Origin of the sequence: Pantanalinema rosaneae CENA516, from assembly GCF_050753385.1 — a bacterium.
Classification (GTDB): Bacteria; Cyanobacteriota; Cyanobacteriia; order Leptolyngbyales; family Leptolyngbyaceae; genus Pantanalinema; species Pantanalinema rosaneae.
This window is the reverse complement of the sequence record NZ_JBLZFZ010000009.1, coordinates 104,462-131,366: the sequence shown is the minus strand read 5'-3', so window position 1 is coordinate 131,366 and position 26,905 is coordinate 104,462. Positions and strand designations below refer to the sequence as shown.

Genomic DNA, 26,905 nt, shown 5'->3' with positions numbered 1-26,905 from the left:
TTTACATGAAATGAGGTTGGATCTAAATGAGGAGGAAAAACAAATAAGTGATGTCCAACCGTTCGTAATCGGCTGTGAAGCGTAATTGCATCTCCTAAAGGAGAAAACTGAATTGGGATCCATCTGCCGCTATAAAAATAGATAACTACACGATGAGTTATGTATTGTTCCATCGGGAGAGGATTACACCAGGGAGAAACCACGGCAATCCACGATTAAGGCTTTGTTCAGATATACCTCGAACGGTAGATAGAATGATCAGTCTTAAGGTATAAAACTTCTACGTTTACTACAATACATCCTGGTTTAAGTTCTCATGAATTTAGCCTAAATTGCCCAATCCATGATATAGACGCAAGCTCACCGAAATCAAGCCAGATTGATTGCAATTGGTAGCTTAACTATAAATAGACTACCAATACCGACATCGCTCACCAGATCGATCGTCCCGTGATAGGCATCGACACAATGTTTGACGATCGCTAATCCTAGACCGGTGCCCTCGAAGGTACTAACGTTGCTGGCACGCGAAAATGGTTGAAACAGTTTTGGGTGATCGGTGGGAGGAATCCCAATTCCCTGATCTTGAATCCGAAAGATAATGTGTTCCGCTTCAACGCAGAACTCGAATGCGATCGTGGCTCCAGATGGGGAATATTTGATCGCATTTGATAATAGGTTAACTAGAATTTGCCGCAACACTTTTTCATCGATCTCAGTTGTGTAAGCGGCGATCATGCTATGAAATTGTACGACACATTTTGACTGGGTTGCGAGTTGCAATTCTGCTATCATCCCCTGGCAAAACTGTACCAGTTCGATCGCTGTCGGTTGTAAAGACATTCGTCCTGATTCCAGTTCACTGATCGCTAAGATGTCATTCAGCAATTGGTTCATTTGCGTTACAGATGACCGAATGCGATCGAGATATTGCTCTCGTTTGGCTGGCGACAGCGACAATTCATTTTGCTGTAATAACTGAGCGGCGAGGGAGATATTGGTCAGGGGCAACCGCAAATCATGGGATGCCATGGCTGCAATATAAGCCCTAAACTGATTCAACTCTTGCTCTTTGACCAATGTTTCTCGCAGTTGGGCTGCAATTAGTTCGCGCTCGGTAATCTCTGCCTGCAACTTCTGGTTGGTTTGATTGAGTTCACTGGTGCGGCGTTCCACCGTTTGGTGCAGAAATTCTAGGAGTTCATACATTTCCAGGGGGTCAAACACCCGCAGGAGATTACCCTGAGTCACAATCCCCTTTAATTCGCCTTGATTACCTGTGACGACTAATCGCCGGATGCGATGCTGCTGCATGAGTTGTTGGGCTTTCAGCAACGGATCTGAGGGATGGACACTGAATAAGGGGGTACTCATGACCGCCTCTGCCGAAAGTTCAGTTAAGTCCAGTTCTAATGCCTGATACTGCACAATGTCTCGTTCAGTGATCATACCAACTGGGTAAAGATTAGCTGGATTGGTAGCATCTGGCAGCGTCCGGGTGAGTACCACGGAACTGATGCGATGCTGAATCATCCGTTGCGTTAAATCCAGCACTGTGGTTGTGGCTGGAGCCGACACGACCTCATAGGACATGACATCTTTGATTTGTTTCCATTTCAGTAGATTCAAGGGTTGCAGGGCTTTGCGAATACTACTGGAACTGATTAACCCTAAGATATCTCCCTGGGCATCCAAAACGGGGAGGTGGCGAATGTGATATTCCCGAAAGATGGAAAGAGCCGTCAACAGGCTTTGCGCCGGAGTCCGAGTCAGAGTAACCACGGGTTGGCTCATCACTTCCTCAATCAACAAGCCTCGCCAGTTGGTTTGGGCCGCAGTCAACTTGACCAGATCATGTTCTGTAAAGATGCCGATTAACCGCGATCGCTCCACCACCAGAACGGCGCTAGTTGGATCCGGCAGGATCGGGTCAAATTCGGGACTGGGAGACAAAAGACACCGTTGGTGAGGCACTTGACTCATGAGGGCAATCACTTGCAGCAGCGGTGTGCCCCTGGCAATCACGATCGGATTGGGGTCAATTGTGGTGTCCAGGGATGGCAGGTATGCCGATAAACTCTCTAGTTGCATGGTAAGAGGGTAACATCATCAAGCCGATCGAGATAATGCCCAGGATGACAACGGCTGGCTACCTTGCGATCGCGCCCCGCCGCATCAACAGGATAGGAAGCTATCCGTTTCCACCACAGAGCTATGCTCTAATGGTAAAATAATGGCAACTTGAGTCCCACTTCCCACTCTACTGGTGAGAGTCAGGACTCCACCATGTAGATCTACGCAATCTTTGACGATCGAGAGTCCTAATCCAGTCCCAGGAATTCTGCCAACGTTGCTGGCACGATGAAAGGGATTAAACAAGTGAGCTTGTTCTTCCAGGGGAATGCCAATGCCGGCATCATGAATCTGAAAGGTGATTACCTGATTGGGGGGAGGCGAATGCTTCTCGCGTAATTGACGTTGTAAATCCGCCGATAGCGTCGTAAAAGATTGCACCTGCACCAGAAACTGTACCGTAGTCCCTGCCGCCGAATATTTCAGAGCATTGGATAGAACATTGCTGAGAATATGCCGGAGTAGCTGTTCATCCATGTAAACCGGGTCTGGGATGTTCTCGCAGGTAAAGGCGATCGTATGTTGATGACTGACGCTTGTTTGCAAATCATCAATTAAATTGGCACAAAATTCCGGTAAATCCAGCGCGATCGGGCGGAATTCCAATCGCCCCGATTCAGTTTTACCGACAATTAACGTGTCGTTGAGCAACTGATTCATTTGTTGCACAGCCGTCCGAATCCGCTGTAAAAATTTATTTTTTGCCTCCGTTGTCTGCCCAATTTTTTCCAATAATTCTGTCGCCATCATCACACTGGTGAGGGGATTTTTCAATTCGTGCGACATTTGGGAGAAGAAATAAGCTCTGAGTTCCCGCCGTTCTCGTTCTGCTTCTAACTCTTTACGGACAATTTCAGCTTGTTTGCGCTCAGTAATGTCTCTGGAGTTGAGGACAATCTTGTCAGTACCGAAGGATTCTGGGAGGCGCTTACCGATCGCCTCAAGAATTCGCCATTCACCAGACTGATGCTGAACTCGAAACTCAATCAATAAATTGATATGGGGATGGTGTAAAGACTGCTCGATCGCATTCCGTACACAGGTCAGATCATCCGGATGGACATAGGTAAATAAGGTTTGATGCATTAACGCCTCGGGGGCATACCCCAACACCCGCCGAGTTGAAGGACTGCTATAGCTGATTACCCCTGCCCGATTCAATACGGTAATCATATCTAACGCATTTTCGATTAATGCCCGAAAGCGTTCTTCATTTTCGCGAATCAGTTGTTCTGCTCGCCGCCGCTGTTGCCGTTCCTGCGCCTCCCGCAATTCTCGTTCCACTACCGGCACTAAGCGGGTAAAGTTCTCTTTCATCACATAGTCATGGGCACCCGCTTTCATAATGTTGACAGCGGTTTCCTCACCAATACTGCCAGACACGATAATAAATGGCAGATCAAGCTGATGGTGTTGTAACAGCGTTAGAGCTGCCATCGCACTGAAGTTAGGTAGGCTATAGTCAGCAATGACTACATCCCAGGAGTGTTCTGCCAGTGCGGTAGCCATGCTGGTTGCAGTTTCTACCCGTTGATGCGTGATTATGTACCCGGCTTTTTGTAAGGTTCTAATAATCAAAAAAGCATCGTCCTCAGAATCTTCTACAACCAAAACTCGTAGAGGAGCGCTCATTCCCTCACCTGCCCAATGAAGGGACTTCATTCAAGAGTAACCAATACATCCCCAATTGGCGGACAGCATCAGAAAATTGAATAAAATCTACAGGCTTACGCACATAACTATTACAACCGTTACTGTAACTATCCAGTAAATCTCGTTGTTCATTCGAGGTGGTGAGTACAACAACGGGTAAAAAGCGGGTGCGGTCATCGGTGCGTAGGCGTTGTAGCACTTCAATGCCATTCACTCGGGGTAGTTTGAGATCCAGTAAAATCACCGCAGGCTGAACGTGAGTGTCCCGTCCAGTATGCTGTCCTGTGCCAAATAAATAGTCTAACGCTTCCACACCGTCCCGCGCTACGACAATTTCATTTAACACACCACTGCGCCGTAACGCCCGAATGGCTAAATCTTCATCATCAGGATTATCTTCTACTAGAAGGATACTACGTGGAGTCATATATAAATTCATGCAAAATGGGTGTAATTACTGTGCTGCTAATGTAAAGAAAAATGTTGCCCCGCGATCGACTTCACCTTCGCCCCAAATTTGCCCTCCATGTCGGTGAACAATCCGTTGTGCCGTCGCTAAGCCAATCCCCGTTCCCGAAAACTCCTGCACACTATGTAGTCGTTGGAATGCCCCAAATAGTTTGTCAGCGTAGGTCATATCAAACCCCGTACCATTATCACAAACAAAGTATAATAGTTTACCGCTACTATCTTCTGTAGTACCAAATTCAATTTGTGCCTGCGATCGTTTAGAAGTGAACTTCCAGGCATTGTCGAGCAGGTTCAGGAGTAAGACTTTCAGAAGGGTGCGATCGCCCCATGCCATGACATCGGCTTGAATCTGGCAGTTCACCTGGCGATCGGGATTGACGGCTTGCAACTCCAGCCAAATCTCCTGGGCTAGTTCACTTAAGTTCACGGGCTGGAAGGTCATGTCACTACGGGTAATCCGGGAGAGGATCAGCACATCATCAATCAGTTCTCCCATCCGTTGGGTGGCGGCACGAATCCGCTGAAGATAGCGTTGTCCGGCTTCATCTAACCGCTCCCAACAGTCCTCCAACAACGCCTGACTATAGCCGTTGATACTCCGCAAGGGTGCCCGCAGATCGTGGGACACCGAGTAACTGAAGGCTTCCAGTTCCCGGTTGACGGCAGTTAGTTCCACCACCGATTTACTCAGTTCTTGATTCAGGGTTTGGACAGCAATCTCGGCTTGCTTGCGTTCTGTAATATCCAGCATGGCTCCAAACAAGCGTGTCACCTGCCCTGCCAGATTCCGAAAGGGTTGTCCTTTCATTGCCAGGTGGCGGATAGAGCTATCGGTATGAATCAGCCGGAGATCTAAATCGTAGGCAGTGCCTGTCGCGATCGCGTGTTGCATGGCGGCGAGGAGAGGCGGACGATCGTCGGGATGCACCCGATCGAGAAACTCGGGATAGCTTGGTTCCGGTTGGGTCGGGTCTAACCCCAGCAGCCGATAGGTTTCGTCAGACCAGGTCAAGGTTTGCGAACTGAGATCATAGTCCCAGTTGCCGATATGGGCTAATCGTTGGGTTTCTTGTAACCGAACTAACAATTCAGATTGCTGAATGGCAATCCCGAACTGCTCGCCTAACTGCACTAACAGAGTCACTTCATCCAGATCCCACTCTCGGAACCTGGAATTTTGGTAGGCGGCCAGCAATCCCCATAGAGTCTGACCCACAAAGATGGGTACGATCGCAAAGGCTTTTGCCTGAAACTGCTCTAGCAACGCGACATGGCAGTCCATTAACCCCGCTTGATAGACATTGGCAACCGCAAAGGTTCCCTGCTGGGCATAGCGCCCCCCTTTAGTTTCCTGGAGGTAAGTATCTTGCCAAACCTTTTGAATCTCTGGCGCGACTAAAGGCGACCAACCGGGCATAACATACTCCGCCACAAAATCGCCGCTCCAGTCCGGGTTGAAGCGATAGACCGCAACGCGATCGGCGGTTAATAGCTGACAAATCTCCTGGGTGGAGATCTGAAAAATTGTTTCTAGCTCTAAGTTTTCGCGAATGCGCCCAATCACTCGCGCCAGCGCTTGCTGCCGTTCTAATTGTTGTTGAGTTTGCGTCAGAGCTTGAGTAATGGCGACAAACGGAGAATCGAGCGTCGCTGCCAGAATTTGCTTTAGGCGCTCAAAGGCAGCCTCATCCTTGCATAATTCTCGCAATTTGGCTAATTGGTTGAGGTCCATGAACCAGATTTTACTAAGATCTGTGACTAATCACAAACTATCGTCAATGAAAACAGAGACTCAGCAAAGTAGGATTTGAAAAACTTCATCTTTCTCCCTGGGATTCATGCAGGTTGATAGAACAAGCTTTATAAAACCTATCTGGTTGTGGCACAGTTAGGGAAGCGGCGATCGCCGCAAGACTTTAGGCGGCTCTAGCCCCACACCATTGATTTAATAGAGTGAGTAGGCTGGTGAAATCGATCGGTTTGGATAACACATCATTTGCCCCAACTTGCAAACTCTGCTCTCGACTAATTTGGGCATCGGCGGTAATCAACACGATCGCGAGATCGGCAAGTTTGGCCTCTTGACGAATTGCCTGTGTCACTTTGTAGCCATTCATTTCTGGCATCATGACATCAAGCAAGACCAAATCTGGCGGAGTGGTACGAATTTTATGGAGGGCTAACTTACCACTAATTGCCGTATCCACACAATAGCCTTCTGCTTCTAAAAAGAACTGCAACAACTCTAGATTGTCTTCGTTATCGTCCACCACTAAAATCTGAAACGGTTGAGAGAACATAGGTTAAAATATATTGCAGTTTGTTAATATTCGTCCATTCTAGAGTTTAAACTACCCGATCTCCCTACTACTTAAGATTGACTTTAGTCTATTAATTTCATACTCCCATCGAGAGATGAATCTATCTTTAGGTAGTATTGTGGCAGCGCGAATCCCCAGAAAGCCGAAATAGACTATTTTATAGGAAACGTTAAGGTTTAATCTCCTGCCTGGTCTGTCGCCCAGGTAGCCAAATTGCCCGATCGCCAAACCAGCTCGTACTGTAGTCACAGAAGCTTAAACGTTGCATGACAGCCTTAATCAATCTGTCTTTACTGGTTGTGGATGATGATTTCGATAGTCGGCTATTGCTGACCTATATTCTGGAGGAAGAAGGAGCTAACGTCACCACGGTTGCTTCGGCGGCTGAGGCACTTGAGGTATTAGCAGAACAACATCCAGATGTACTTCTGAGTGACATTGCCATGCCCGATACCGATGGCTACGTTCTGATTGATCAAATTAGAAGTCGCGGATTGGATCGCGGTGGGGCATTACCCGCGATCGCGGTTTCGGCATTGACGGGGGAGGACTGCTACCAACAAGCTATGTCAGCGGGCTATCAAATGTGGATTGCCAAACCCATTGATCAAGACGAATTAGTGAATGCGATTACGCATCTCGTGGCTCAACCTAACTCTGTCGTTTAAGGTTGGGAGAATTCTAGCCACGTTGAATCGCAAATTTAAGCGTTTCCAGATCAATGTACTGATCCGCTACATCAATCAAGTGATCGTTGGTCATCGATCGCAAGCTAACAATTTCGATCCGAGTTCCTTGATAGGCAATTTTGTTCACGGCATAGGTTAAATCACCATCGCCACTCAACAGGATCACCGTATCGCAATATTGAGCCAACATCATCATGTCGATCGCCATCTCGACTTCTAGATTGGCTTTTTTAGAACCATCGGGAAATTGCACTAACTCTTTGGCGACCACACGATAGCCATGACGACGCAGCCAATGTAAAAAACCTTGCTGTTTGTCGTTGCTGGGGTCTACGCCAGTATAGAAATATGCCCGTATCAAGCGACGATCGTCGGTCAGGCAATGAAGCAGCTTAATGTAATCAATTTCCAGATGCAGGTAAGAGGCGGCATAAAACAAATTTGATCCATCCACCAGAATCACTACACGTTGCTGCTTCTGTATGCTGGAGATGCTAGGGATATGGTCAGCCAGAATCGGACTGTCTAAGGCTAACTGATCACAATGGGATGCTGCCGGATAAGCTGAACCACCTGGCGAACCAGGCTCTGGTAACCCTTGCCAAGGGGCAGGCGTTGACAATGGTGAAACCACACGGTTCTTCTTAGGCTTCGGTAATAGCTGCATTTCTGCGACTCCTCAATGTGACTACTCCAGCCGCGTACCCATAGTTAATATTTCCTTTATATTTGCTTAACACCAGAATCATGCCCGACCGCACACAAAAGTAAACGAACTTTAGATTTTTGCAATCGTTCGGATTGACCTACTGCCCTGATTACGCGATCGGGTCAATGGGCTGAATCCCAAACTCTATCCAGGATTGCCAGCCGCAGGTTTTAAAGGCAGCTATGCCGTAAGCAACTCTCCAGGGCTAAGAAATTTATTACGAAATATGTCGATTCTTGACTTCTAATTTATTTTGTCATGAGATAACCCGTTGACGCTGGGCGATCGTTGCCCCGAAAGTGACCAATCTCAAGCTCAAATAATTTACTTTTGAATAAAATTATGATTGCTTTAGATTTTTGTGATCATGAATTACCAGGCTTTACAGGAGGTCGTTTAACTAAATTGTGAGTACCATTTGGTTCACTGATTGCCTACCCTTGGAGGCTCTAAACCCAGGTGCAAGTAAGCAATATAAAGTAAAGAAATGTATACATACTTAAAAACTGCTCAGCAATCTACTAAGCTTTTGATAGTCTTAAGGTTTTTTTAATTCTTTCCCCTTGCCGGGAAGCCCTTAAAGGATAGGAAATCCTACTCCGTGATGATAATCTGGCGACCTTCAGGGATCGCTCCTTTGTGTTGGTCTTTACGAGGTATCTATGTCTATTCTTCCAGGTACACTGGTGCGACTGCCCAATGGTCGAAGTGGAATTGTGATTCCTGCCCCGTTGTTCTCTCCAGGTCGTGTTCTTGTCAAGGTACAACATGGGAGAAAACGCTGGTTTAAGGTGGATGAGTGTACGCCGATCCCAGCCCCTTGCTAATCATCCTGGTTGATGCAGGAATCACCCCTGGCACGATCGCATCAGGGGTGATTTTAATCAGCTATACAGACTGTTATCCTTCAACGGCTTCTGGAGTGGCGGCTAACTCCGGTTGATTGTGGGTCGGTTGATGCAGAATTGCCCAGATTGCCTGCACCACAAATGCCATCATTGCCAGTGCGCCCAGAGTGAAAATGATATCTCCCGGAATGCGGAGCCAGACTGTCCATTCCATCCAGGGAGAGTGAATCACTGCCGCGCTACGGGCATACCAGGTTCCGTGATTCACTGATTGGATGAATTGGTAAAACCCATTGGGAATTAAGCCAAATAGCAGCATTACCACCAGACCGCCATTGATATGCCAGAAAGCAAACTTCAGGAGTTTCTCATTCCAGGCTCGTTCTGGTGTGATTTCTCGTAACGCAAATAGCATTAGTGCCAGAGCCAGCGAACCATACACGCCATATAAGGCGGAGTGAGCATGGATGGGAGTGGTATTTAAACCCTGCGAGTAGTAGAGCACGATCGGCGGGTTGATCAGAAAGCCAAATACCCCGGCTCCGATCAAGTTCCAAACACAGGTCGCAATGAAGAAGCGTAAGGGCATCCGATAGAAGCCTTGGGCATTTTGCGACAGCTTCAGAGATTTCACTACTTCAAAGCCAATCAAGGTCAAAGGCACAACTTCTAGCGCCGAGGCAACCGCTCCCATCGCGGTGATAAATACTGGAGTCCCAGCAAAGTAGAGGTGATGTAATGTGCCAATCACCCCGCTACCGAGATACAGAATCGTGGTCAGGTAGGTTGCCCGTAACGCCGATTGCTTGTTCAGGAACCCTAACTCACTACACAGGTACGCGATCGCGACGGTGGCAAACACCTCAAAGAATCCTTCCACCCAGAGGTGAACCACCCACCAGCGCCAGTATTCCGCTACACTCATCGGCGTGTGATTGGAATACATCAAACCTGCTGAGTAAAACAGGGGAATGGTAATCGCACTATAGAGGAAGAAGTGATTCAGCCCAGTTTTAGACCCTTCTTGCTTTAAGGCAGGTCGGAGGGCGCGATACATCAACCACAGCCAGAACGTCATGCCACCAATCAGCAGAATTTGCCAGACTCGACCGAGTTCGACATATTCGTATCCCTGGTGTCCCAACAGGAAACTCAGACCGTTGCCTAAAATGCCTTGAATCGCTGCCCAGGAACCAATCATGGAACCGACGACCACAATGGTTAAGGCGACCAGTAACACCCCATTGCCGATCGCCTGTCCTTTGGGCTCATGCTTGCCAAAGCGGGGCGCAAAATACAACCCAGCCGCTAACCAACAGGTCGCAATCCAAAACACGGCTAATTGCAAATGCCAGGTGCGAGAAGCGGCATAAGGCAGGAAGCGATCGAGGGGAACCCCGTAAAAGCCATCTCCCTCCACCGCGTAGTGCGCCGTTACCATCCCCATGCCAATTTGCACCAGAAACAGCGCCATTGCCACACCAAAAAATAGGGTCGTAACTTTTTGGCTGGCGGTCGGCATCCGCACACGGGGACGAGCTTGTACTGTTTGAACTTCTTCCGCATCCTCTTGAGTCAAGTAAATAAATAAGAATACGCCAATGCCACCCACCAGCAAGACAACCGATACGATCGACCAGATGATAAACTGCGGCGGTGCGGTATTGCCAATTAAGGGGTCATGCGGGAAGTTTGCCGTGTAGGAAAATGGCGCATTCAAGCGATTCGCGGAAGCTGCCCAGGCTGTCCAGGCAAAGAACGCCGTGACTTGACGAATTTGTTGATCATTCGTGAACCAACCACTGGGAATCGAATGTTCCCGCGAGCCCTGAGTCAGCAGTTGATGATAGGCAGCAAATACAGGTGGCAATGCCTGGGTTTGTGCCGTTGTTAAGGTCAGGACGTGAGTGTCTGAGTTGTAACGGTTGGTTTTAAACTGCTCACTGACCCTGGCTTGCAAACTGGCACGATCGCCCACAGGCAGGGCTTCCAGATCCGCCTGATCAAAATTGGGATTACCGTTATACAACACACCAGCCGTCGCTAATCCCCATTGATGGAGAAAATCGGCAGTCCAATCCGGAGCTAAATAACTGCCATGCCCCCAAATACTACCAATATGCTGCCCGCCGCGTGCCAGGTAGGTTTCCTGCCCAGCCTGAATATCGGCTTGAGTCAGAATGATTTCTTGTTGAGGTGAAACAACAGTCGTCGGTACAGGGGGAGCATTTTTCCAGATGGCTGCTCCAGCCCCTAACAAAATCGTAAACGTAATCACACAGATCAGCACCAACCAGGCAGGTAAACTTAAGCCTCGCCTGCGGGGTTGCGTCTGTATTGTAGGCACACTAATAGATGGACTGGTCATTGGGTCACTCTCAATAAAGCGTTAGCAACGATCGAGCCTGGTTTTTCAAGCTTTGTAGATAGAAAAGAACTGATGCTGATGATGTATGGCGGTATGACATCATTGCTCTCTGACATCACTCGTTTTGTTAGCTTAGACATAGAATATGAGGAAGCGATGAGGACAGGGATGACGTTCCAGTAAGTCTACTTTGGCAAATCGATCGCAGGGCTACTATGAGCTAGCTCATAAAGGCTAAAGGGTTGGCGTAGCGGACGATCGTGGCATTGGTATAAATAGCTTTACAACCCCATAAGATGAATCAGATACAATTCGATTTCTCTCTTTAGCCGATGAAAGCAACGGTTGAGCAGCTTGCCAGCATCTCGATTCTGACTCGGTTACAGCCTGAGCAATTACAGGAATTACAACGCCATTCAGTCATTCAGACGTATCAATCGGGAGAGATCGTCATGCATGAGGGCGATCGCTTACCTGCCCAGTTATATGCTCTGGTCAAAGGGGGTTTACGGGTCACAAAAACAGCCGCCAGTGGCAAAGAAACGATTTTACGCCTGTTGTCTGGAGGTGATATCTTTGCGGCTCCTGCGTTATTTGGGGATGGGATCGCACCCGCCACTGTGACCGCCGAGTCGGTAGCTGATGTATTAACGATCGATCGCGCTGCCCTCTTACAAATGATTCAAGCCCAACCGGGGATTGCCCTAGAAATGATGGCAGTGTTGAATCAGCGCATTCAGCGCTTGCATAATATGGTGCATGGGTTAGTTTCAGAACGGGCGATCGTCCGCTTAGCTCGCTTACTGGAATATGCGGCAACGGAACAGGGTACAGACGCATCTGCTCAGGGCGATTGCTTACGTCTGCGCTTATCCCACTATGAAATTGCTCGTAGTATCGGCATTACCTATGAAGAGTGTGTCCGCCTATTTAAGCAACTTCAGGCCGTTGTTTCCTATAGCCGGGGTGGCAAAATTACGGTCATGGATTGGGAGGCTCTGGACGCGATCGCGGAAGGCGATTTACCATTTGAGTCTCCCAACCCCAGTAAACAATCTAAAGGCAATTCAACTGCGATCGATGATAAGTAGCCGTAATAGTTGCACCAGATATGAAACAACTAATTTCACCTACTCTTCTTCTTCCTCTTCCTCTTCTTCGTAATCCTCTTCTTCAAAGAGTTCATCCACGAGTTCATCGTAGCGCTCATCAGAAATGCCCAGTCGTTGCTGGATCGCTGTTAAATAATCTTCTTCCTCTTCAGGAATTTCACCATCCGCAGAGACAACTAACATCGCAATGATTAAGCCAGCCTCCTGGTATTCCTCGTCGGTCAGGGCTGCCAGGGAACTATTAAACAGAGCGGCACCACCCTCCTCTCGGGCAATAGCTTTAATCTTTTCTAGGGACTCGTCGATTTCTTCTTCAGAATATTCCTCGAAATATTCGATCGCGTCCAGCAGTTCAACTAGCATTTCTGTTTCTACACTTTCGACCTGACTATCAACTGCCATTGATAACAGCCCAATCCCAATTAAGCCTTCATCTGGAGTCAGGCTTTGTTCAGATTTAGTATTACCGCTAGGAATTTTACGTTTCGGCATCGTGACCACCTGGAAAAAATAGACAACGAATAACCAACTGAATGCTCATATCAACCGCTATGAGTGTTAGCCAGGATACTTAAACTCTCACAGATGGGAGAGTACCCTAGCAAAGCACCCTAGCACCAAACTTATTAAATGAAAAGTAGTGACTGGTCTAGTTTTTATAAGTTTAGGAAACCGACTGCTCAATCTGGACGATCGCGGTAGCAGGTAGCTTCTGCCCGTTCATCACCTGCAAGATTCCTGGTAAGTATTTGTCGGTAATGGATAGATTGCTATACACGACTTGCTGAATCAAGGCAAAATCGAGATGGCTACCTTCAACGCCAATGCTAGTCTTATAGCGAATCTCCCCATCATTAAAATCCATCTCAAAATTGCCGAGAATCAAACCATAGTTTGCCCTGGTTAGAAACTCGGCAACCAAATGACGACTTTTCTTCGCTACTTTCATCGGCAAAACAGAATAAAACACCAACTGTTGCTCCGCCTCCCGCACCTGGGCATAACACTCCCATTTGTCGTGCTTTCCCTGAAAATCAAAGTAAATAACAGATTGTTCAGGAAGTGAGAAATAAGCCCAAGTCTGTTGTTGAAAAAAACATTTTAATATTTGAAAAAAAGATTGATTACTTGAATTGTTCGATGTAAGTGTAGCTGTTTGAACTGATTCTAAATTCGCGATCGTCTTCAAATTAGTAGATAAGTTTGCCTCTACCGACTGCTTTAAAGTATCGGTAACTGCATTTACAATATGTTGCTTATTCTCTTCATCTTGAGATGATAAAGATGGGGTAATTGCAAATAATTTTTCAAATAGTTGAATACTAATATCAATAGCGCTTTGGTTCGTCTCTTCATCACTCAAGTGCGATGATAGAGATTGAATAGTAATATCTTTAAAGAAGCTAGTGATAGCATCCAGCAGTAATTGATCAAGTTGGTGTTGGCTATTATCTTGAGCAATAGCATCCCAGTTAAAATAATCCCAAAATGTACGAAAACCGGTTTCTCCTTCATATTTTTGCTGCTTTACTGATAGAGCTAGCCAACTTTCTGCACATAGAAATAGACTAGATGAACTCTCCTGACCTAAGATTTGCAAGTTGGTAGTCCCTGTCTCCGCACTAACAAGTTTCTCTTCTAGATCGGGCAGCAAGTCAGGACGTAATATAGCGGTAACTTCTATATCTTGATAAGGCAAAAATTCTCCTGCAAGCATAGATCCGCGTAAGTTGGAATCATAGTGAAATAATGATTGTGATTCAATAGTTTGATAGGTCTTCCAATCAACTAAAAAATGAAGATTGCACCGACTCAGTTCATTATCTTGATGGACTAAATTGAGATCTATTATCTGAATAGGGATTTCTTTTTGTGCTGCTGTGTATACAATCGTCCGGTTTTTAGGATAGTTAGATTTCATCATTACTTTTCCCTATTTTCTAATTTTTTCGGCTTTTTCAGCTTAATTTTTTACATATCCATAAGGCTTTAAGCCCCCAGGTTTGGGGGCTAGGAATAGATTGAAAATCCTAAATGCTGCAAGATCAGTCTGCCTGTGATTTCAGCTTTTCTGCAACCTCTGCTTTAAAGTCATCCATTGTTCCATAAAGAGCAGGCTGGGCAACAATGTTATCAATCAAAGTTTGCATATCAATAATATTCTTGGGCTGTTTAATGTCTTTAGCTCCTTTCAACTTGCGTTTTGCTCTACCAGTAAATCCCATTGGATCAAGGTCAACAAGTAACTTCAAGGCAACTGCATTCCCATTTTTAGCGGCTGTAAAGATGGAGTTAGCACTCTTCGCTCGATTCTTTCCTCTCTTACCTGAAAGCCACTTAAAGAAGCCTTTTCCTTTCATTACCAAGCTCTTAATCCCATTGATTACCTCAAGCCCAGCTGTAATTATTCCTGTTACCATTGTGGCTGTCCCACCGGAGAGCAAAGTGATAATGTTACAGACAGAACTTGTAATTGTGGAAATGATCCCCCAAATAGAACTCCAAAATCTTCTTCTAACTTTCCCATAACCATGAATGGCTGCATCCCGTACATTATTCTCATCTTTAGACAAGTTAGCTTTACCAGCAAAGCTTTCCTTGGTTTCTTGCAGCGCTTTCATTTCCTTATAGGTGTTGTAAGCAGAGTATATTTTTAAGCCTAAACTAACTACCCCACTAATGATGCTTTGAGCGACTTTCGATAACAGACCATTGACGATCGCCTGAGCTTTTGCCTTCAGATCGGATACCGTCTTCAGAAAACCATCAAGAAATGTAATACCCGTCTTAGCAGCCTCTTCCTGAACTTCTTCTTTCTCAGCAATGGCTTTTCCTGTTTTAGCCATTTCAAAGATATTATCGATATTTCCCTTAACCTCGCCTGCTGTCTCCTTGACCTCGCTGATTCCCTCACGACCTTCATTAGCCGTTTCTAGCCAGTCTGTATCGTCGTCTTCCTGACCTTGTGCTGCCTTCTCCTCCTGAGCCATAACAGCATTAATTTCTAGGTAAGAATCTTCAGCCGCTTGTTCAATCTTAGGTTTCTTCTCTTGTTTCGCTGGTTTACTACTACTACCAAACTTTTTCAACCATTCTCCAGCTTTAATTTGTACTTCACTTAATAGCTTCTTCTGCTTACCATAGTCTTTATCCTTGAACGGGAGGGTATTGTATTCGTTGATTTTGTTATAAATGTCTTTGGTCTTTGAATACTTCTTATTGTGATCTTTTTCGCTTAGTTCAAATGTAGTTAGGTTTTGAGACTTGCGTTGAATCGTACTACCACCACTTTGCTGTACAACATGGGTAAGTTCGTGGGCAATGAGTTCTTTGCCAGCGCGGCTACCGGGATTGTAAGCATCTTTCTTGAAGAAGATATCGTTTTTGGTGGTAAAGGCTTGGGAATTGAGGGAACGGTTTAGCGTGTCAGAATTGGCATCTGTGTGAACTCTGACAGCTCCAAAATCTGCTCCGAATTGCTGCTCCATCGGTTCACGGATATCTCCCGATAGAGCCTCGCCACCGCCTCGGTGACTCTCGATCGATTGTTCTATTCCAGCACTGGCTTTAGCAGGTCGGCTAACAGCCTGAGTTTGAACTAAGGGCTGAATCTTCAGGCTACCCGCCGTAGCCGCTTTCTGTTGCAGGCTAGATGGTTTAGATGACTGTTGTTCGATGCGATCGACAACCTGAAACGCGGTGCGATCTGCCTCCTGCTCGTACATGTCACCGGGTTCGCCAACCTCTAGACTCGTCTGCACCGTTAGAGGTGAGTTGGGTTTCCCTGGCTGCCGCCGCCGTTTACGTTGGGCTATGGGTGTATCTACGGTTGAACTGGAAAAGACCGCAATGTTACTTAGGTTGTGACCGGTAGACTGAGCTAAAGCGGGTTGTGGAGTGGTCGATGGGGAAGTGGGCTGAGTTGCTTTAGCTTGAACAAAGGGGCGACTCGCTAACAGACTACTTACCGGTTCAGCCGCAGAGTTAACTGAAGGAATCTGCTGCTTTTCAGTCCGGGTACGAAGTTTGCTTGCCATAGGTTAGGAGGGGTGGGTGAGCAGGGAGTTGAAGAGATCTATTGTTATGAGGTAATCATCAAGTTGGTCAAGCTTGATGGCAGACGCTTTTCAATACTCGCTTTAGTAACAATCATCGCTTCTATTGCTATAAGAGAAACTAGAAGCAAAAGCGATATCAAAACTGGTTTAGTCTACCAAGATAGCTGCACAGGCAACCCAAAAATTATTAATGATGCCAATATATTACCAGAGAAAATAACGATCTTTCACTCGACTAAAGTCTACGTCATTCCCATTCGCTTAACTTCAGGGTTTTTACCTATGTTTCCTGCGACCAGGAATTAAACCGTAGAATTACGGTTGAAATATAAAGCTCGTTCCAGATAGATAGCTTTTTGTCATCCCCTGAAGCAGGCTTGGTTCTGTTCGACTAACCGCAGAGGGTTTGAAGCGCACACGCTTGGCTGATGCCCTAGAGATGACTTATATAAGTATGTGATTAGTCATTACGACGTTGTATTTAGTCACGCTTACTTATATGGCTAGTTTAGTCATGTTCGATTGCAGAGAGATAGGAAAAAATATTGGAATTTAGTTAAAACTCTTGCGTCACTACCAAAATGTGATGAATTTTTGTAAAAATAATCTGTTATAAGCTGGATCACCCAGCGATCGCCAGGTGGCTCTGTCTGACTAAACATAAGGTCAGCGCTATGGCTTTGACGTGAATGCAGAAAAAATTCTACTAGAGGCTAGATTGAAGAGTTGAGGAGGATTGCTACAATGCCCTCAGTTTAGCAACCTGTCTGAGAAAGGAGTACCAAATGGATCGAATTCAAGCTCAAGCTACTAAGGTATTACAGTTAATCACATCGGCTGATACATTCGCAACCTATCAAGGGGCTGTGGCGATTACCTGGAAAATCCTTGTAGAGGCGGCTTTGCTCGTTTGGTTAACAGTTTGCTTGGTGTTAGTGGTGTTTGAATGGGGTTGGCAACTATCTGTCGGAGCGGGTCGTAATGCCCGATCGTGGTGGGACAGCACCTTATCGACTACGGAGGGATCGGGCGATCGGGTTGCCTCTGAAGCTGGAAAAGCTTTATTAACTGCCGGGAAAAACAGTTTAGATTTTACCATTACGCAGGCTAAGAGTCAGTTGGGATTACCGACGGAACCTCAGTCTACAGATTCCGAAACCCGGCAAAAATAGTGTTGGTAGATCAGCGTTCATCAAGCATGACACTCAGTATCTCTCGAATGCCTGCAATCCCTCATTGTGCTTCGGTAATGATCAGGCGCAATGAGGGATTGTTCACTGCCATCGTTAGTGAATTTTTGCAACTAGAATTAGTGCAATCAAAAGGCAGCTTGTAGACTGAGGTGGACAAAATGGTTTTGTTCATTTTGGAGTTGCTGTCCGCCCTAGTCAATCCCTTCGGTTGGTGATCATTAGTTTACAACTAGGAGCCTTTCAATGAATCGAATTCAGTCTCAAGCCGATAAGCTTTGGCAACTGCTAACCTCTACAGAAACAGCAGCAGCGTATGGTCGAGTAGTTGCCATTACGTTGAATATTATCAAAGAAGCGGCTCTGTTAGTTTGGCTAACGGTTTGTTTGGTATTAGTCGTATTTGAGTGGGGTTGGCATAGCTCGATCGCGGCGGGTCGGGGGCTAAGAGGCTGGTGGGATCACACAGTTAATAATATGCAGGGTTCCAGTGATCAGATTGCCTCGGAAGCGGGTAAGGCACTGTTAACTGCTGGCAAGAATAGTTTAGATTTTACCTTGACCCAAGCCAAGAGTCAGCTTGGTATAGCCGCCGAAATGGCAGAAGACAAGTAAGCCGAAGTTGCAGGGATTGACACCAGATCAGGTGAGTTCAGCGATCGCTGTAGCCCACCTGATTTTGATGTTTTCAGTGAAGCTTATTGCAGAACTAGACCCAACCCCGAACTTCGGTATCAGTCAATGGACGCTCGATCTTCATGTACTCAGCTTTTGCGGCTAACAACACATGTTTCATTTGAATTGCTTCGTCCATATCGGCGGCAATGAACGCGGCATTCAGAGCAATGTTGCGAATATTTCCCCCCGCGACATTCAGTTGTCCTAACTTGCGATAGTCCAGATCTTGAGTTGGGGTGGCTTTGGGAAAGATGCGTCGCCAAATTTCGGCACGTTGCTCGGCATCGGGGAAGGGGAATTGAATCACAAAGCGCAGACGGCGGAGAAAGGCTTGATCTAAGGCACTCTTGAGGTTAGTGGTCAGCAGCGACAATCCTCGGAAGGCTTCCATCCGTTGCAACAGGTAACTCACTTCAATATTGGCATGACGATCGTGGGAATCCTTGACCTCACTGCGTTTCCCGAATAGTGCGTCAGCTTCATCGAATAGGAGAATTACCCCACCCATTTCTGCCGCATCAAAAATGCGAGATAGATTTTTCTCGGTTTCACCAATGTATTTACTCACCACCTGACTGAGATCAATGCGGTACAAATCCAGCCGCAATTCCAGTGCCATGATTTCAGCCGCCATTGTTTTACCCGTACCACTGGAACCCGCAAATAAGCCACTAATTCCCAAGCCACGGGCACTCTTACCGGCAAAGCCCCATTTCTCGTAAACCTTAGCGCGTTGCTTCACCTGCGCTGTAATTTCTTGCAAAATCTGCATCTGGGTATCTGGCAAGACCAGATCACTCCACCCGGCTGTGGCTTCAATCCGTTGCGCCAGGTCTTCTAACCGAGGTCGCGCTTGGGCACGGCAGGTATCCCACAACAGGGTTTGGAAGGTCGTGTCTGGATCATCCCCATTGTCCTGCTGCCATTCCTTGTGGGCTTGGGCACAGGCGGCATGAATCACCGGAGCGCTCAGGCTAAATTGCGTTACTAAGGCATCCACCTGTCCATTCAGCGAGACAGAGGTGGCGCTGAGGGCAGCTTCCCAAATGGCATGTTGTTCCTGGGTACTGGGACGATGCACATCAAACACTAACATGGGGCGTAACCGCGATCGCCGCCGCATACTCGTAGTCAGGATCAGCGGACTTTGCAGTGTTTCACTCAGATGGACGATCGCCGCTTCCCGGACGGTATCCGCCCCGTCTAACTCATCGCAATCCAGTAATAGGGCACTTTGACCAAGAATCACCTCCCGTTCCCAGAGTTGTTTAAACTGGTTCAATTCATTCGGACTGGTTGGCAAGGAGTACGCTGCGATCGCATAGAGATTTAAACCCAAGAAGTGACTGGCAACCGCCGCGATCGCCCGTTTGCTGGCAACTTCATAGCCGCACAACTGCAAAACTGGTAGGGCAGAAAATTCCTTCGCTTCTGACCATGCTGCCACCAACCGCTCTGCCAGTTCCCAATGCGATAGCACCAGGTTCTCTTCCGATTGAACCGGCTCCATGATCGCCATCAAGCGCTCGTCTAAATGGGATACGCCGACCAGATAATGGAGTACCCGTTCATCAATCCGCAACGGACTGGTTGTGAGACTACTGCCTGCCCCTAATTCAATTAAGCGCCAACGTCGTAATGCGGCTGTAGGAGTTAAGGCACTCCAATGGGCATTGGGTAAAATGGCTAATGCCAGACTGAAGGTGGGATAGTTCCGTTGCGGATCGTCCTGAGCCGCCGCACAGAGGGGGGCAAAGCTGGAATCTAATTCAATGCCAGCACAGAGCAGGAGTAAATCCCGCTCAAACGGACTGAGATTAAACGTGGTACAAATCTGTTCCAGGACAGGGGGCGGTTGGTCTGCCGTAGCCATGCGGGTGCGGAGCGATACCAGTATGGTGTCACGGTTAACGGTCTTCTGACGATGCGTTTCTGTCTCGGACAGCAGGGTTTGATCCGTATGGTCAAGCAGGATCTCCCGCACGTTAGCCAGGGATGCCATCAAGTAAGCGTGGTTATCCGCTTGCCAGGTTTCAGTTGCAGTTATATCGGTAGTGAGCATTCCCGGCATCTCCCTTCTTTCTAAATCATATAGCCGATGCTGCGATCGCCCAGGGGGTTACCCGATCGCAAGGCGAGGTCCGTTATACCAGTTAAAGGTAGGACTGTTGGGTGTGGTATCGATCGTCAGCAAACTTTCTGCTCCATCAATTTGTACCCGAACTAAATAATCTCCCGCCGTAATATCATCAATCGTCATCACAACTTCAGCACTATCTGCCGATCGCATACCGGCTTTGAACAAGAAGTTTTTAGGACTATCCACCGACCATTCATTTAGAATCAACACCACCAGTTGATTCATGCCTACCGTTAAATTGAACTGCACCGTCACCTCAGCCGAGTAGGAACCATGTCCGTGGGATTGTAGATTGGCAACACTCACATTCAGAATCGTCGGACGCAGAACAAACGCGGCTAGATTGGATTCTACGCCCCGGTACGGACTGGCGGGATTATGGGGACGGAGGGGATGCACCACCTGTAAACTTTGCACTCCTGCCTGAAGGACGTGGGCAGGAACGGCAGTTAACGGAAAGATAATTCGGTTATCTGTAACATCCGCCGCCGCCACCTCGACCCCAGCAATCCGAATGATGGTGTTCGGGTGATGTAGACGTTGTCCAGTAATGATTAAGGTACTGTCTGCCAGGATGGGTTGATGAATACCACCCCGAGCCGTCACTTGCTCAATAATCAATTGGCGGAATGGCGCCACAACCGGACGCCGATCGCGGACTGGCAGGGCACGTTGACCGGGTTCTTCACTATCAATCAGCAGTACGGTCGCTTTGTAGGTACAGGATAGGGCATAGGGGGTCTGGAAGAACACCGACCAAATTTTCGACAAGTTCTCGACCGAAATTTCCGTGGGAATCAGGCGAACGGGTTCAATTTGGGTGACTAAATCGGAGTCTGCCAGAAAGGCTAAGGTAGGGTCTGCCAGCGTTTCCCGAATCATGTCGGTGGTCAGGGTTAACCCTTCCTGAAGGGTTCGCAAAGCACTGCCGTATAGTCGCTGGGGTTCCAATTCCGCTTCGCTGCCGTAGAAACTGACCAGATATTGCAGATCAATCGCTACCTGCGATCGTTTGACTAGATCGGCTTTCGGGCGACGAGTCATCGGGTCGGGGGTGCGATAGGCGGGATTAGGCGTAATCAGATACAGATAGATATTGACTCCCGTTTCAGTGTTTCCACCCTCTAAAGTATTGGGGCGAACGGTAGTGACCCTTGCTCCATACACATCTTCTTGAATTGCCGCTTGGAGGATGCGCTGAAAGGTGGCTGTAACTACAGCAATAGCCAGATGATTGCTCATTCGAGAGAAGGGGAAAGTGAAAGAATAGTTAAGAATGCTGTTTCAAGCCTAGAAGCGTCATGAATTCTCTTGGAAGCGTTTAGCCTGAAACGGGACTGAATTAGCAACTGACTAAACCGAGTTTCAAGGCTTTGATAATGGCTTGAGTGCGGCTAGTCACGCCTAGTTTCGTAAAGATGGCGGTTAAGTGCGCTTTGACGGTTGCTACGGTGACAAATAGATGATTGGCAATCTCTTCGTTAGAAACTCCTTGCACTAACCAATCCAACACCTCTTGTTCGCGATCGGTGAGATGCAGCTTATGTTTGGCTTCCAGCGATCGTCCCGAGTAGAAATGGAACAGATGAAAGAATCCGGTTGCCACCTCTGGAGACAGATAGACCTGTCCATTCATGACGGTATTAATGGCATTGCACAGTTGAGTTGCCAATTGGTCTTTGAACACATACCCATTCGCCCCCGCCTGCATGGCGCGAAATACCCATTCATCTTCGCGATGTCCTGATAGCACCAGAACTTTGCCTTTATACGAGATCTGACTGAGTCCCATTAACACGGCAATGCCATCCTGCGCCGCCAGTTCCATATCTAGCAAAATTAGCGTTGGATGCTGTTCTTCAGCCAGTTTCAGGGCTTGTTCGGCTGAGGCCGCTTCTCCTACGACATTAAACTTAAAGACATCATTGGTATTGTAAAAGTTGAGTAATGTTTGTAATCCTTGACGAAATCGTGGTTCATCATCGACCAGCAGAACAGACACCATTTGCTGACTCGAAATACACACTGATGACATGCAACGATTGCTCCTAATGCAGATGGAATGGGGAATGGAGATGAAAGCTGATGACAACGATCGTCAGCTTGGGTCGGGATAACTATGGCGGGGTAGGGAAAAGGAAAACTTAGCTCCTTTAGTGGGTAGGTTATTCACCCAAAGTCGGCCCTGATGGTCAAGAATAATTTTGCGAACGATCGCTAAGCCCAGCCCAGTCCCGCCAGGACGACGGGTATAAAACGGGGTAAAGGCTTGCTTCAGATCCGCTTCCGATAGACCCGGACCTTCATCCCAGACTTCAACCACTACTTCGTGACGAAAGACCTGCCAGTGGCAACCGATCGTACTGTGGTTCGGGCTGAAATGGATGGCATTACTTAATAAATTGTCAAAGGCTTGTTTGAGTTGCCATGCATCTACCTGCAACATAGCCGCCGTTTGAGGATGGTGTACCTGGATTTGTTTCTCGGTGATCCAGGGTTGTAATCCTTTTAAGCTGGTGGCAAGAATTGACCGTAGATCACACCAATCCACCCGTAAAGCCGCTTGCTGGTTACAGGAGGTGAGATGTTTGAGATGTTGACTCAATTCTTTTGTGGCTTCGTAGATTAAGCTAATTTGCGATCGTGTCTCTTCATCCATTAACGTTGTTTGCTTGGTTAACAGTTCAGCATAAAGCTCAATCAATGCTAATGGCTTGCGCAGTTGGTGATCGGTGCGTTGAATCGTTTGCTCCAACTCTTCTAGTCGCGATCGCTGAGCATGACATTCTTGAAATAACATTAAATATTGATGTAAATGGCGAGCCTGCACTTCTACGAGCTGTTGTTGGGCAATAGATAGAGGCACACAGGGACACACCAGCAAATACTCTAACTCGGACAAGGGAGTTGCAGGTTGGTTAAACAGATAAATATAGGCGGATACTTCTCGACTAAGGGGGAGTTGGCTCAGTTGCATGGATGGAATATGCTCTGTCAACCAATCCTCTGATGCCAGTTTGGTTAAAACGGCGGTCGCGATAAAGGATGGAGAGTGCCAGTATAGCTGCTGCTGTTGTTCGCAGTTCGGAAAACGATACACAAGCTGAATGTAAACAGCGGGTAACGCTTCGGCGATTTGCTTGAGTTGTAACCGACAGAACTGTTCAGGGTTTGACCATTTAAGGGCTTTTGTCGCCCGAATTCCGACTGGAGGAGAATCGTTCCAAGTTGATAAATCTGGTACACCAACTTTCATAGCCTTCCCTAGCGCAATGGGGCAAGTTTGATGGACGGACGGGTGCAGTTAGGGAAATTACGGATTGTAAACGGGTTAGATTGTCTACAAACCCATGATCTGCCTTTAGACAGTTCTCGTTATCCGTATAATTCCCTAAAATCTATGGTGTTGATATTTCTTGACATTTTTTGATACTTATCAACATTACTTCCATGCCTCTTGACGTGAGCAAAGCAACCTAAGTTAGGTGTACTAGAGATCATTGCCAGCCCACTACTTTCATACGGAAGTTTCCGCATTTAGCAGAGTATTTTTTACATTTATTGATGCCTTTTAACATAATTCAACCGGGATTAGAGAAACAAAAATTAGACCTATTACCACTGAAGTAGAAAATTGAGAGTGATGACGACTCCTGTTTAATAAATTTGCCTAAACAACCGGCTGTTTTCGATCGAGTCGCATTGAGCTATATTGTCTGCCGAAATTCTAAGGAACTCATAAAGTGGCGATTAATATTTCCAGTTAGTAGTGATGTTCTGAGGGACGGATAGAACAAACCACAGCTTTAAAGACCTCCCCTCAGGCAACTCCTGTTAACAAGTTAAAGAGATGATTTTTCTCTAGAAAGGAATTTTTGATCTGCGATATTTTTTCTTGTAAAAATGATTTGATGCAGCACTGTAAATTTGAGTGATGAACTGCGGAATCGCCCCTTTCAGCTCAATAACTTTGGTGGATTTTTCAATGGCAAATGCTGAGATAGTTACGATCGTTGACCAGCATTGTGCAGAATTGCCGCTGCCAAACCATCTCAAAAAAATCTCAAGTCTCGACTAACGTCTAATAACGAATTAACAGAGGTCAGGACTAAGCTTTACCTCGTGATGCCTATGGACGCAGTTCCATGATTCCTGCTATAGCCCAAACCCTAGCTAGAATCCTTGCTGATGGAACCTCTCTCAGTGGTACAGAGGAGATTGACTTCAACCCGCCTAGCCGAACGTTGATTGGCAAGACAGGGTTGACTGTTTACTGCTACAACATTCGAGAGAATTCTCAAACGTTGCTGGAATCCTGCCGGGGCGGGGCTTGTAATGAACCATTATCTGTTCACCCAGAATTGGATGTTCTGCGCTGGTTTGATGTGTCGTTTGTAGTGAGTGCCTGGGATTCGACCGCACTGGGTGAGCAACAACTCCTGTCAGAGGCGTTGAGTTCCCTGCTGCATCATCGCTATTTACAACGGGATATCTTACCACCGGAATTGCAGCCTTATGAAAGGCTACCCTTCGTCATCTCTCCTATACCAGCGATCGACCCGGTCATGTTGTGGAGTTCTCTGGGTCTGCCGCTGCGTCCGGCTCTGTATGTCACGGTCACTATTCCGATCGTGCCGCACGCGAAACCACCTCCTTTGGAGTGTGTGATTAGCACCAGTTTGTAGCGGTGCAGCAGAGCCTAGCAGGATTCGCTGTTTTGGTTTGCGCCTGTCTGTTACAGCTTGATTTTTTCACAAACCCCTTACCTTGTTCAGGAAGACTGTCATGGCAAGACTAGACTACTTTGCTCCAGGTGTTTATATCGAAGAAGTCGATCGCGGTAGCCGCCCCATTGAGGGGGTTTCGACTGCGATCGCAGGTTTTATGGGCTTTACCGAAGATGTGCGCGGTGGCGCAGAGTTGTTCAAGCCGATGCTGGTGACAAGCTGGGATCAATACTTGAGCTATTTTGGTCGTCCGATGTCCGACGGCTATACGGATTTTGATGCCTACCTACCCTTTGCGGTCAACGGCTGGTTCCTGAATGGCGGTGGACGGTGCTGGGTCATGAGTATCGGGACTCAACTACCGGGAGCCACCTCGGCTGAACCCGTCGCGGCTGGCACCCAGATTAGCAGTCGGGGAGGCAAGCGTCCGGCATTGAACTTCTCACTCCGGTTACGCGAAGCCGATGCCAGCCCCCGTAGCCGCAGTAATGCCTTAGCCACTCAAGCCACGAGTGCTGCCCTGACGGTTGCCAATGGTTCGGTGACGATTCAGATTAGCGACAGCAGCCCCAAACCAGCTCCCAGTGGGCAGGAAGAGGGCACTGAACCGATGGATACGGGTGAATACTTTACCGTCAGTGTGCGGCAGAATAACCAGGAGCTAGAGCGGTTTGAGCACCTGACGATGAATCCACAAGCCGATGCGCAGGTGGCTGATTATGTCGTCACGGCATTGCAAGACTCTCAATACTTGGATGTCACCCATATTGATCCAACTGTAGGTCGTCCCTTGAGTCGGCGACCGTCGAATGGCTTATATGAAGTCAGCCCACCGCCGATGGCTCCCAATCCCCAACGCTTCCCCCGAGAAGTGCATGGTAATCGCGACGATCGCACCGGGATTCGTGGTTTGTTTGAGGTGGATGAAGTGACGATCGTTGCTTGTCCAGACCTGATGCGGGCGTATGAAGCGAACTTGATGAATTTGGATCAAGTTCACGGCATTATGGAACTCATGGTCAGTCTCTGTGAAGGGGCAGCCGATGGCGATGTGCCCAATCCACCGAATCGGATGGTAATTTTAGATACGCCGCCCGATCTCGTGAAACCGCAGGAGATCAGTCGCTGGTTAACCGAAGACTTCAATCGTCGTTCCCAGTTCGCGGCTCTCTACTATCCCTGGATCACAGTTCCGAATCCTCGTAGTGGCGGGAGACCGATCGCGGTTCCCCCCTGTGGTCACATGGCAGGTATCTGGTGTCGCACTGACGAAACCCGTGGGGTTTACAAAGCTCCTGCGAATGAAACACCCAGAGGTGTCATTGGCTTATCCTATGACTGCAACTTCCGGGAACAAGAACTCCTGAACCCCATTGGCATTAACTGTATCCGACCCTTCCCGAATCGTGGTATTCGAGTTTGGGGTGCCCGCACACTGGTTGAGCCAGATATCACTGAATGGCGCTACATCAGTGTCCGGCGTTTGGTCAGCTACATTGAGAAGTCAATTGAATTGGGTACTCAATGGGTGGTGTTTGAACCGAACGATCGCGATTTGTGGGAACGGGTGAAGCGCACTATCAACAACTTCTTAACCCGGTTATGGCGGGAAGGGGCGTTGTATGGAGCCTCACCGTCGGAAGCCTTCTATGTCAAGTGTGATGAAGAATTAAACACGCCTGACACCATGATTTTGGGACGCTTGTATGTTGAAGTTGGGGTATGCCCAGTCCGTCCAGCCGAGTTTGTTATCTTCCGCGTCAGCCAGTGGACAGGAAGTGATGAAGAAGGACTCGAATAAGTAGCGA

The 26,905-nt window shown here is 47.5% G+C and carries 22 protein-coding genes; 8 read left to right on the top strand and 14 right to left on the bottom strand.

Annotated elements, in window-relative coordinates:
• Positions 1-369: 369 nt before the first annotated feature.
• The 5 genes from ACN4EK_RS07300 to ACN4EK_RS07280 form a co-directional block, all read right to left on the bottom strand.
• Positions 370-2,091, bottom strand: coding sequence for a CBS domain-containing protein (locus tag ACN4EK_RS07300; RefSeq protein ID WP_431657097.1), 1,722 nt, complete (start codon positions 2,089-2,091; stop codon positions 370-372).
• Positions 2,092-2,175: 84 nt separating this feature from the next.
• Positions 2,176-3,765 (bottom strand): sensor histidine kinase, encoded by a 1,590-nt coding sequence (locus ACN4EK_RS07295; protein WP_431657096.1) that lies wholly within the window; start codon positions 3,763-3,765, stop codon positions 2,176-2,178.
• A 4-nt stretch (positions 3,766-3,769) separates the two neighbouring features.
• Entirely contained in the window at positions 3,770-4,213 is a 444-nt protein-coding gene (locus ACN4EK_RS07290; RefSeq protein WP_431657094.1) for a response regulator, read from the bottom strand.
• A 27-nt stretch (positions 4,214-4,240) separates the two neighbouring features.
• Positions 4,241-5,989, bottom strand: coding sequence for a sensor histidine kinase (locus ACN4EK_RS07285; protein ID WP_431657092.1), 1,749 nt, complete (start codon positions 5,987-5,989; stop codon positions 4,241-4,243).
• A gap of 184 nt (positions 5,990-6,173) precedes the next feature.
• Positions 6,174-6,557, bottom strand: a complete 384-nt coding sequence (locus ACN4EK_RS07280; RefSeq protein ID WP_431657091.1) for a response regulator — start codon at positions 6,555-6,557, stop codon at positions 6,174-6,176.
• 287 nt (positions 6,558-6,844) lie between these two features.
• Between ACN4EK_RS07280 and ACN4EK_RS07275 the strand changes: the two genes are divergently transcribed.
• A complete protein-coding gene (locus ACN4EK_RS07275) occupies positions 6,845-7,246 on the top strand; it encodes a response regulator (protein ID WP_431657090.1) in 402 nt (133 codons plus the stop codon).
• Between the two features lie 13 nt (positions 7,247-7,259).
• Here ACN4EK_RS07275 and ACN4EK_RS07270 read toward each other — a convergent pair whose 3' ends face one another.
• Entirely contained in the window at positions 7,260-7,934 is a 675-nt protein-coding gene (locus ACN4EK_RS07270; RefSeq protein ID WP_431657088.1) for a LabA-like NYN domain-containing protein, read from the bottom strand.
• A gap of 704 nt (positions 7,935-8,638) precedes the next feature.
• Here ACN4EK_RS07270 and ACN4EK_RS07265 point away from each other — a divergent pair.
• Entirely contained in the window at positions 8,639-8,803 is a 165-nt protein-coding gene (locus ACN4EK_RS07265; RefSeq protein WP_431657087.1) for a hypothetical protein, read from the top strand.
• A 73-nt stretch (positions 8,804-8,876) separates the two neighbouring features.
• On the opposite strand, the gene ACN4EK_RS07260 is transcribed toward ACN4EK_RS07265, so the two are convergent.
• Positions 8,877-11,192, bottom strand: coding sequence for a nitric-oxide reductase large subunit (locus ACN4EK_RS07260; protein WP_431657086.1), 2,316 nt, complete (start codon positions 11,190-11,192; stop codon positions 8,877-8,879).
• 332 nt (positions 11,193-11,524) lie between these two features.
• On the opposite strand from ACN4EK_RS07260, the gene ACN4EK_RS07255 reads away from it, so the two are divergent.
• Positions 11,525-12,283 (top strand): Crp/Fnr family transcriptional regulator, encoded by a 759-nt coding sequence (locus ACN4EK_RS07255; protein WP_431657085.1) that lies wholly within the window; start codon positions 11,525-11,527, stop codon positions 12,281-12,283.
• A 39-nt stretch (positions 12,284-12,322) separates the two neighbouring features.
• Here ACN4EK_RS07255 and ACN4EK_RS07250 read toward each other — a convergent pair whose 3' ends face one another.
• The 3 genes from ACN4EK_RS07250 to ACN4EK_RS07240 all read right to left on the bottom strand — a co-directional run bounded on the left by ACN4EK_RS07250 (position 12,323) and on the right by ACN4EK_RS07240 (position 16,341).
• Positions 12,323-12,796, bottom strand: a complete 474-nt coding sequence (locus tag ACN4EK_RS07250; protein WP_431657083.1) for a tellurite resistance TerB family protein — start codon at positions 12,794-12,796, stop codon at positions 12,323-12,325.
• Positions 12,797-12,968: 172 nt separating this feature from the next.
• The gene (locus ACN4EK_RS07245) at positions 12,969-14,228 is read right to left on the bottom strand and encodes a YbjN domain-containing protein (RefSeq protein WP_431657081.1); all 1,260 of its coding nucleotides are present in this window, start codon (positions 14,226-14,228) and stop codon (positions 12,969-12,971) included.
• Between the two features lie 121 nt (positions 14,229-14,349).
• Complete coding sequence (locus ACN4EK_RS07240; protein ID WP_431657080.1) at positions 14,350-16,341, bottom strand: eCIS core domain-containing protein; 1,992 nt, start codon at positions 16,339-16,341, stop codon at positions 14,350-14,352.
• A 12-nt stretch (positions 16,342-16,353) separates the two neighbouring features.
• Here ACN4EK_RS07240 and ACN4EK_RS07235 point away from each other — a divergent pair, with 12 nt between their 5' ends.
• From ACN4EK_RS07235 to ACN4EK_RS07225, 3 genes are all read left to right on the top strand, one after another.
• Positions 16,354-16,668, top strand: coding sequence for a hypothetical protein (locus tag ACN4EK_RS07235; RefSeq protein WP_431657079.1), 315 nt, complete (start codon positions 16,354-16,356; stop codon positions 16,666-16,668).
• Positions 16,669-17,147: 479 nt separating this feature from the next.
• Positions 17,148-17,534, top strand: coding sequence for a hypothetical protein (locus tag ACN4EK_RS07230; protein ID WP_431657078.1), 387 nt, complete (start codon positions 17,148-17,150; stop codon positions 17,532-17,534).
• A gap of 264 nt (positions 17,535-17,798) precedes the next feature.
• The gene (locus ACN4EK_RS07225) at positions 17,799-18,167 is read left to right on the top strand and encodes a hypothetical protein (protein ID WP_431657077.1); all 369 of its coding nucleotides are present in this window, start codon (positions 17,799-17,801) and stop codon (positions 18,165-18,167) included.
• Between the two features lie 94 nt (positions 18,168-18,261).
• On the opposite strand, the gene ACN4EK_RS07220 is transcribed toward ACN4EK_RS07225, so the two are convergent.
• The 4 genes from ACN4EK_RS07220 to ACN4EK_RS07205 all read right to left on the bottom strand — a co-directional run bounded on the left by ACN4EK_RS07220 (position 18,262) and on the right by ACN4EK_RS07205 (position 23,626).
• Positions 18,262-20,292: an ATP-binding protein gene (locus ACN4EK_RS07220; RefSeq protein WP_431657075.1), complete on the bottom strand. Its 2,031-nt coding sequence runs from the start codon at positions 20,290-20,292 to the stop codon at positions 18,262-18,264.
• A gap of 57 nt (positions 20,293-20,349) precedes the next feature.
• Positions 20,350-21,612 (bottom strand): DUF4255 domain-containing protein, encoded by a 1,263-nt coding sequence (locus ACN4EK_RS07215; protein WP_431657074.1) that lies wholly within the window; start codon positions 21,610-21,612, stop codon positions 20,350-20,352.
• A gap of 100 nt (positions 21,613-21,712) precedes the next feature.
• The gene (locus ACN4EK_RS07210; RefSeq protein ID WP_431657073.1) at positions 21,713-22,405 is read right to left on the bottom strand and encodes a response regulator; all 693 of its coding nucleotides are present in this window, start codon (positions 22,403-22,405) and stop codon (positions 21,713-21,715) included.
• 63 nt (positions 22,406-22,468) lie between these two features.
• On the bottom strand, positions 22,469-23,626 hold the full coding sequence (locus ACN4EK_RS07205; RefSeq protein WP_431657072.1) for a sensor histidine kinase: 1,158 nt from the start codon (positions 23,624-23,626) through the stop codon (positions 22,469-22,471).
• Positions 23,627-24,515: 889 nt separating this feature from the next.
• On the opposite strand from ACN4EK_RS07205, the gene ACN4EK_RS07200 reads away from it, so the two are divergent.
• Positions 24,516-25,055: a Pvc16 family protein gene (locus ACN4EK_RS07200; protein ID WP_431657071.1), complete on the top strand. Its 540-nt coding sequence runs from the start codon at positions 24,516-24,518 to the stop codon at positions 25,053-25,055.
• Positions 25,056-25,155: 100 nt separating this feature from the next.
• Positions 25,156-26,898, top strand: a complete 1,743-nt coding sequence (locus tag ACN4EK_RS07195) for a phage tail sheath family protein (RefSeq protein WP_431657070.1) — start codon at positions 25,156-25,158, stop codon at positions 26,896-26,898.
• The last annotated feature ends 7 nt before the right edge of the window (positions 26,899-26,905 follow it).

Excerpts from the sequence above, each read along its gene's own strand:
- ACN4EK_RS07215 (WP_431657074.1), bottom strand. The coding sequence starts at position 21,612 with ATGAGCAATCATCTGGCTATTGCTGTAGTTACAGCCACCTTTCAGCGC.
- ACN4EK_RS07265 (WP_431657087.1), top strand. The coding sequence starts at position 8,639 with ATGTCTATTCTTCCAGGTACACTGGTGCGACTGCCCAATGGTCGAAGT.
- ACN4EK_RS07260 (WP_431657086.1), bottom strand. The coding sequence starts at position 11,192 with ATGACCAGTCCATCTATTAGTGTGCCTACAATACAGACGCAACCCCGC.
- ACN4EK_RS07250 (WP_431657083.1), bottom strand. The coding sequence starts at position 12,796 with ATGCCGAAACGTAAAATTCCTAGCGGTAATACTAAATCTGAACAAAGC.
- ACN4EK_RS07280 (WP_431657091.1), bottom strand. The coding sequence starts at position 6,557 with ATGTTCTCTCAACCGTTTCAGATTTTAGTGGTGGACGATAACGAAGAC.
- ACN4EK_RS07255 (WP_431657085.1), top strand. The coding sequence starts at position 11,525 with ATGAAAGCAACGGTTGAGCAGCTTGCCAGCATCTCGATTCTGACTCGG.
- ACN4EK_RS07285 (WP_431657092.1), bottom strand. The coding sequence starts at position 5,989 with ATGGACCTCAACCAATTAGCCAAATTGCGAGAATTATGCAAGGATGAG.
- ACN4EK_RS07295 (WP_431657096.1), bottom strand. The coding sequence starts at position 3,765 with ATGAGCGCTCCTCTACGAGTTTTGGTTGTAGAAGATTCTGAGGACGAT.
- ACN4EK_RS07200 (WP_431657071.1), top strand. The coding sequence starts at position 24,516 with ATGATTCCTGCTATAGCCCAAACCCTAGCTAGAATCCTTGCTGATGGA.
- ACN4EK_RS07225 (WP_431657077.1), top strand. The coding sequence starts at position 17,799 with ATGAATCGAATTCAGTCTCAAGCCGATAAGCTTTGGCAACTGCTAACC.
- ACN4EK_RS07245 (WP_431657081.1), bottom strand. The coding sequence starts at position 14,228 with ATGATGAAATCTAACTATCCTAAAAACCGGACGATTGTATACACAGCA.
- ACN4EK_RS07195 (WP_431657070.1), top strand. The coding sequence starts at position 25,156 with ATGGCAAGACTAGACTACTTTGCTCCAGGTGTTTATATCGAAGAAGTC.
- ACN4EK_RS07240 (WP_431657080.1), bottom strand. The coding sequence starts at position 16,341 with ATGGCAAGCAAACTTCGTACCCGGACTGAAAAGCAGCAGATTCCTTCA.
- ACN4EK_RS07220 (WP_431657075.1), bottom strand. The coding sequence starts at position 20,292 with ATGCTCACTACCGATATAACTGCAACTGAAACCTGGCAAGCGGATAAC.
- ACN4EK_RS07210 (WP_431657073.1), bottom strand. The coding sequence starts at position 22,405 with ATGTCATCAGTGTGTATTTCGAGTCAGCAAATGGTGTCTGTTCTGCTG.
- ACN4EK_RS07300 (WP_431657097.1), bottom strand. The coding sequence starts at position 2,091 with ATGCAACTAGAGAGTTTATCGGCATACCTGCCATCCCTGGACACCACA.
- ACN4EK_RS07275 (WP_431657090.1), top strand. The coding sequence starts at position 6,845 with ATGACAGCCTTAATCAATCTGTCTTTACTGGTTGTGGATGATGATTTC.
- ACN4EK_RS07205 (WP_431657072.1), bottom strand. The coding sequence starts at position 23,626 with ATGAAAGTTGGTGTACCAGATTTATCAACTTGGAACGATTCTCCTCCA.
- ACN4EK_RS07230 (WP_431657078.1), top strand. The coding sequence starts at position 17,148 with ATGGATCGAATTCAAGCTCAAGCTACTAAGGTATTACAGTTAATCACA.
- ACN4EK_RS07290 (WP_431657094.1), bottom strand. The coding sequence starts at position 4,213 with ATGACTCCACGTAGTATCCTTCTAGTAGAAGATAATCCTGATGATGAA.
- ACN4EK_RS07270 (WP_431657088.1), bottom strand. The coding sequence starts at position 7,934 with ATGCAGCTATTACCGAAGCCTAAGAAGAACCGTGTGGTTTCACCATTG.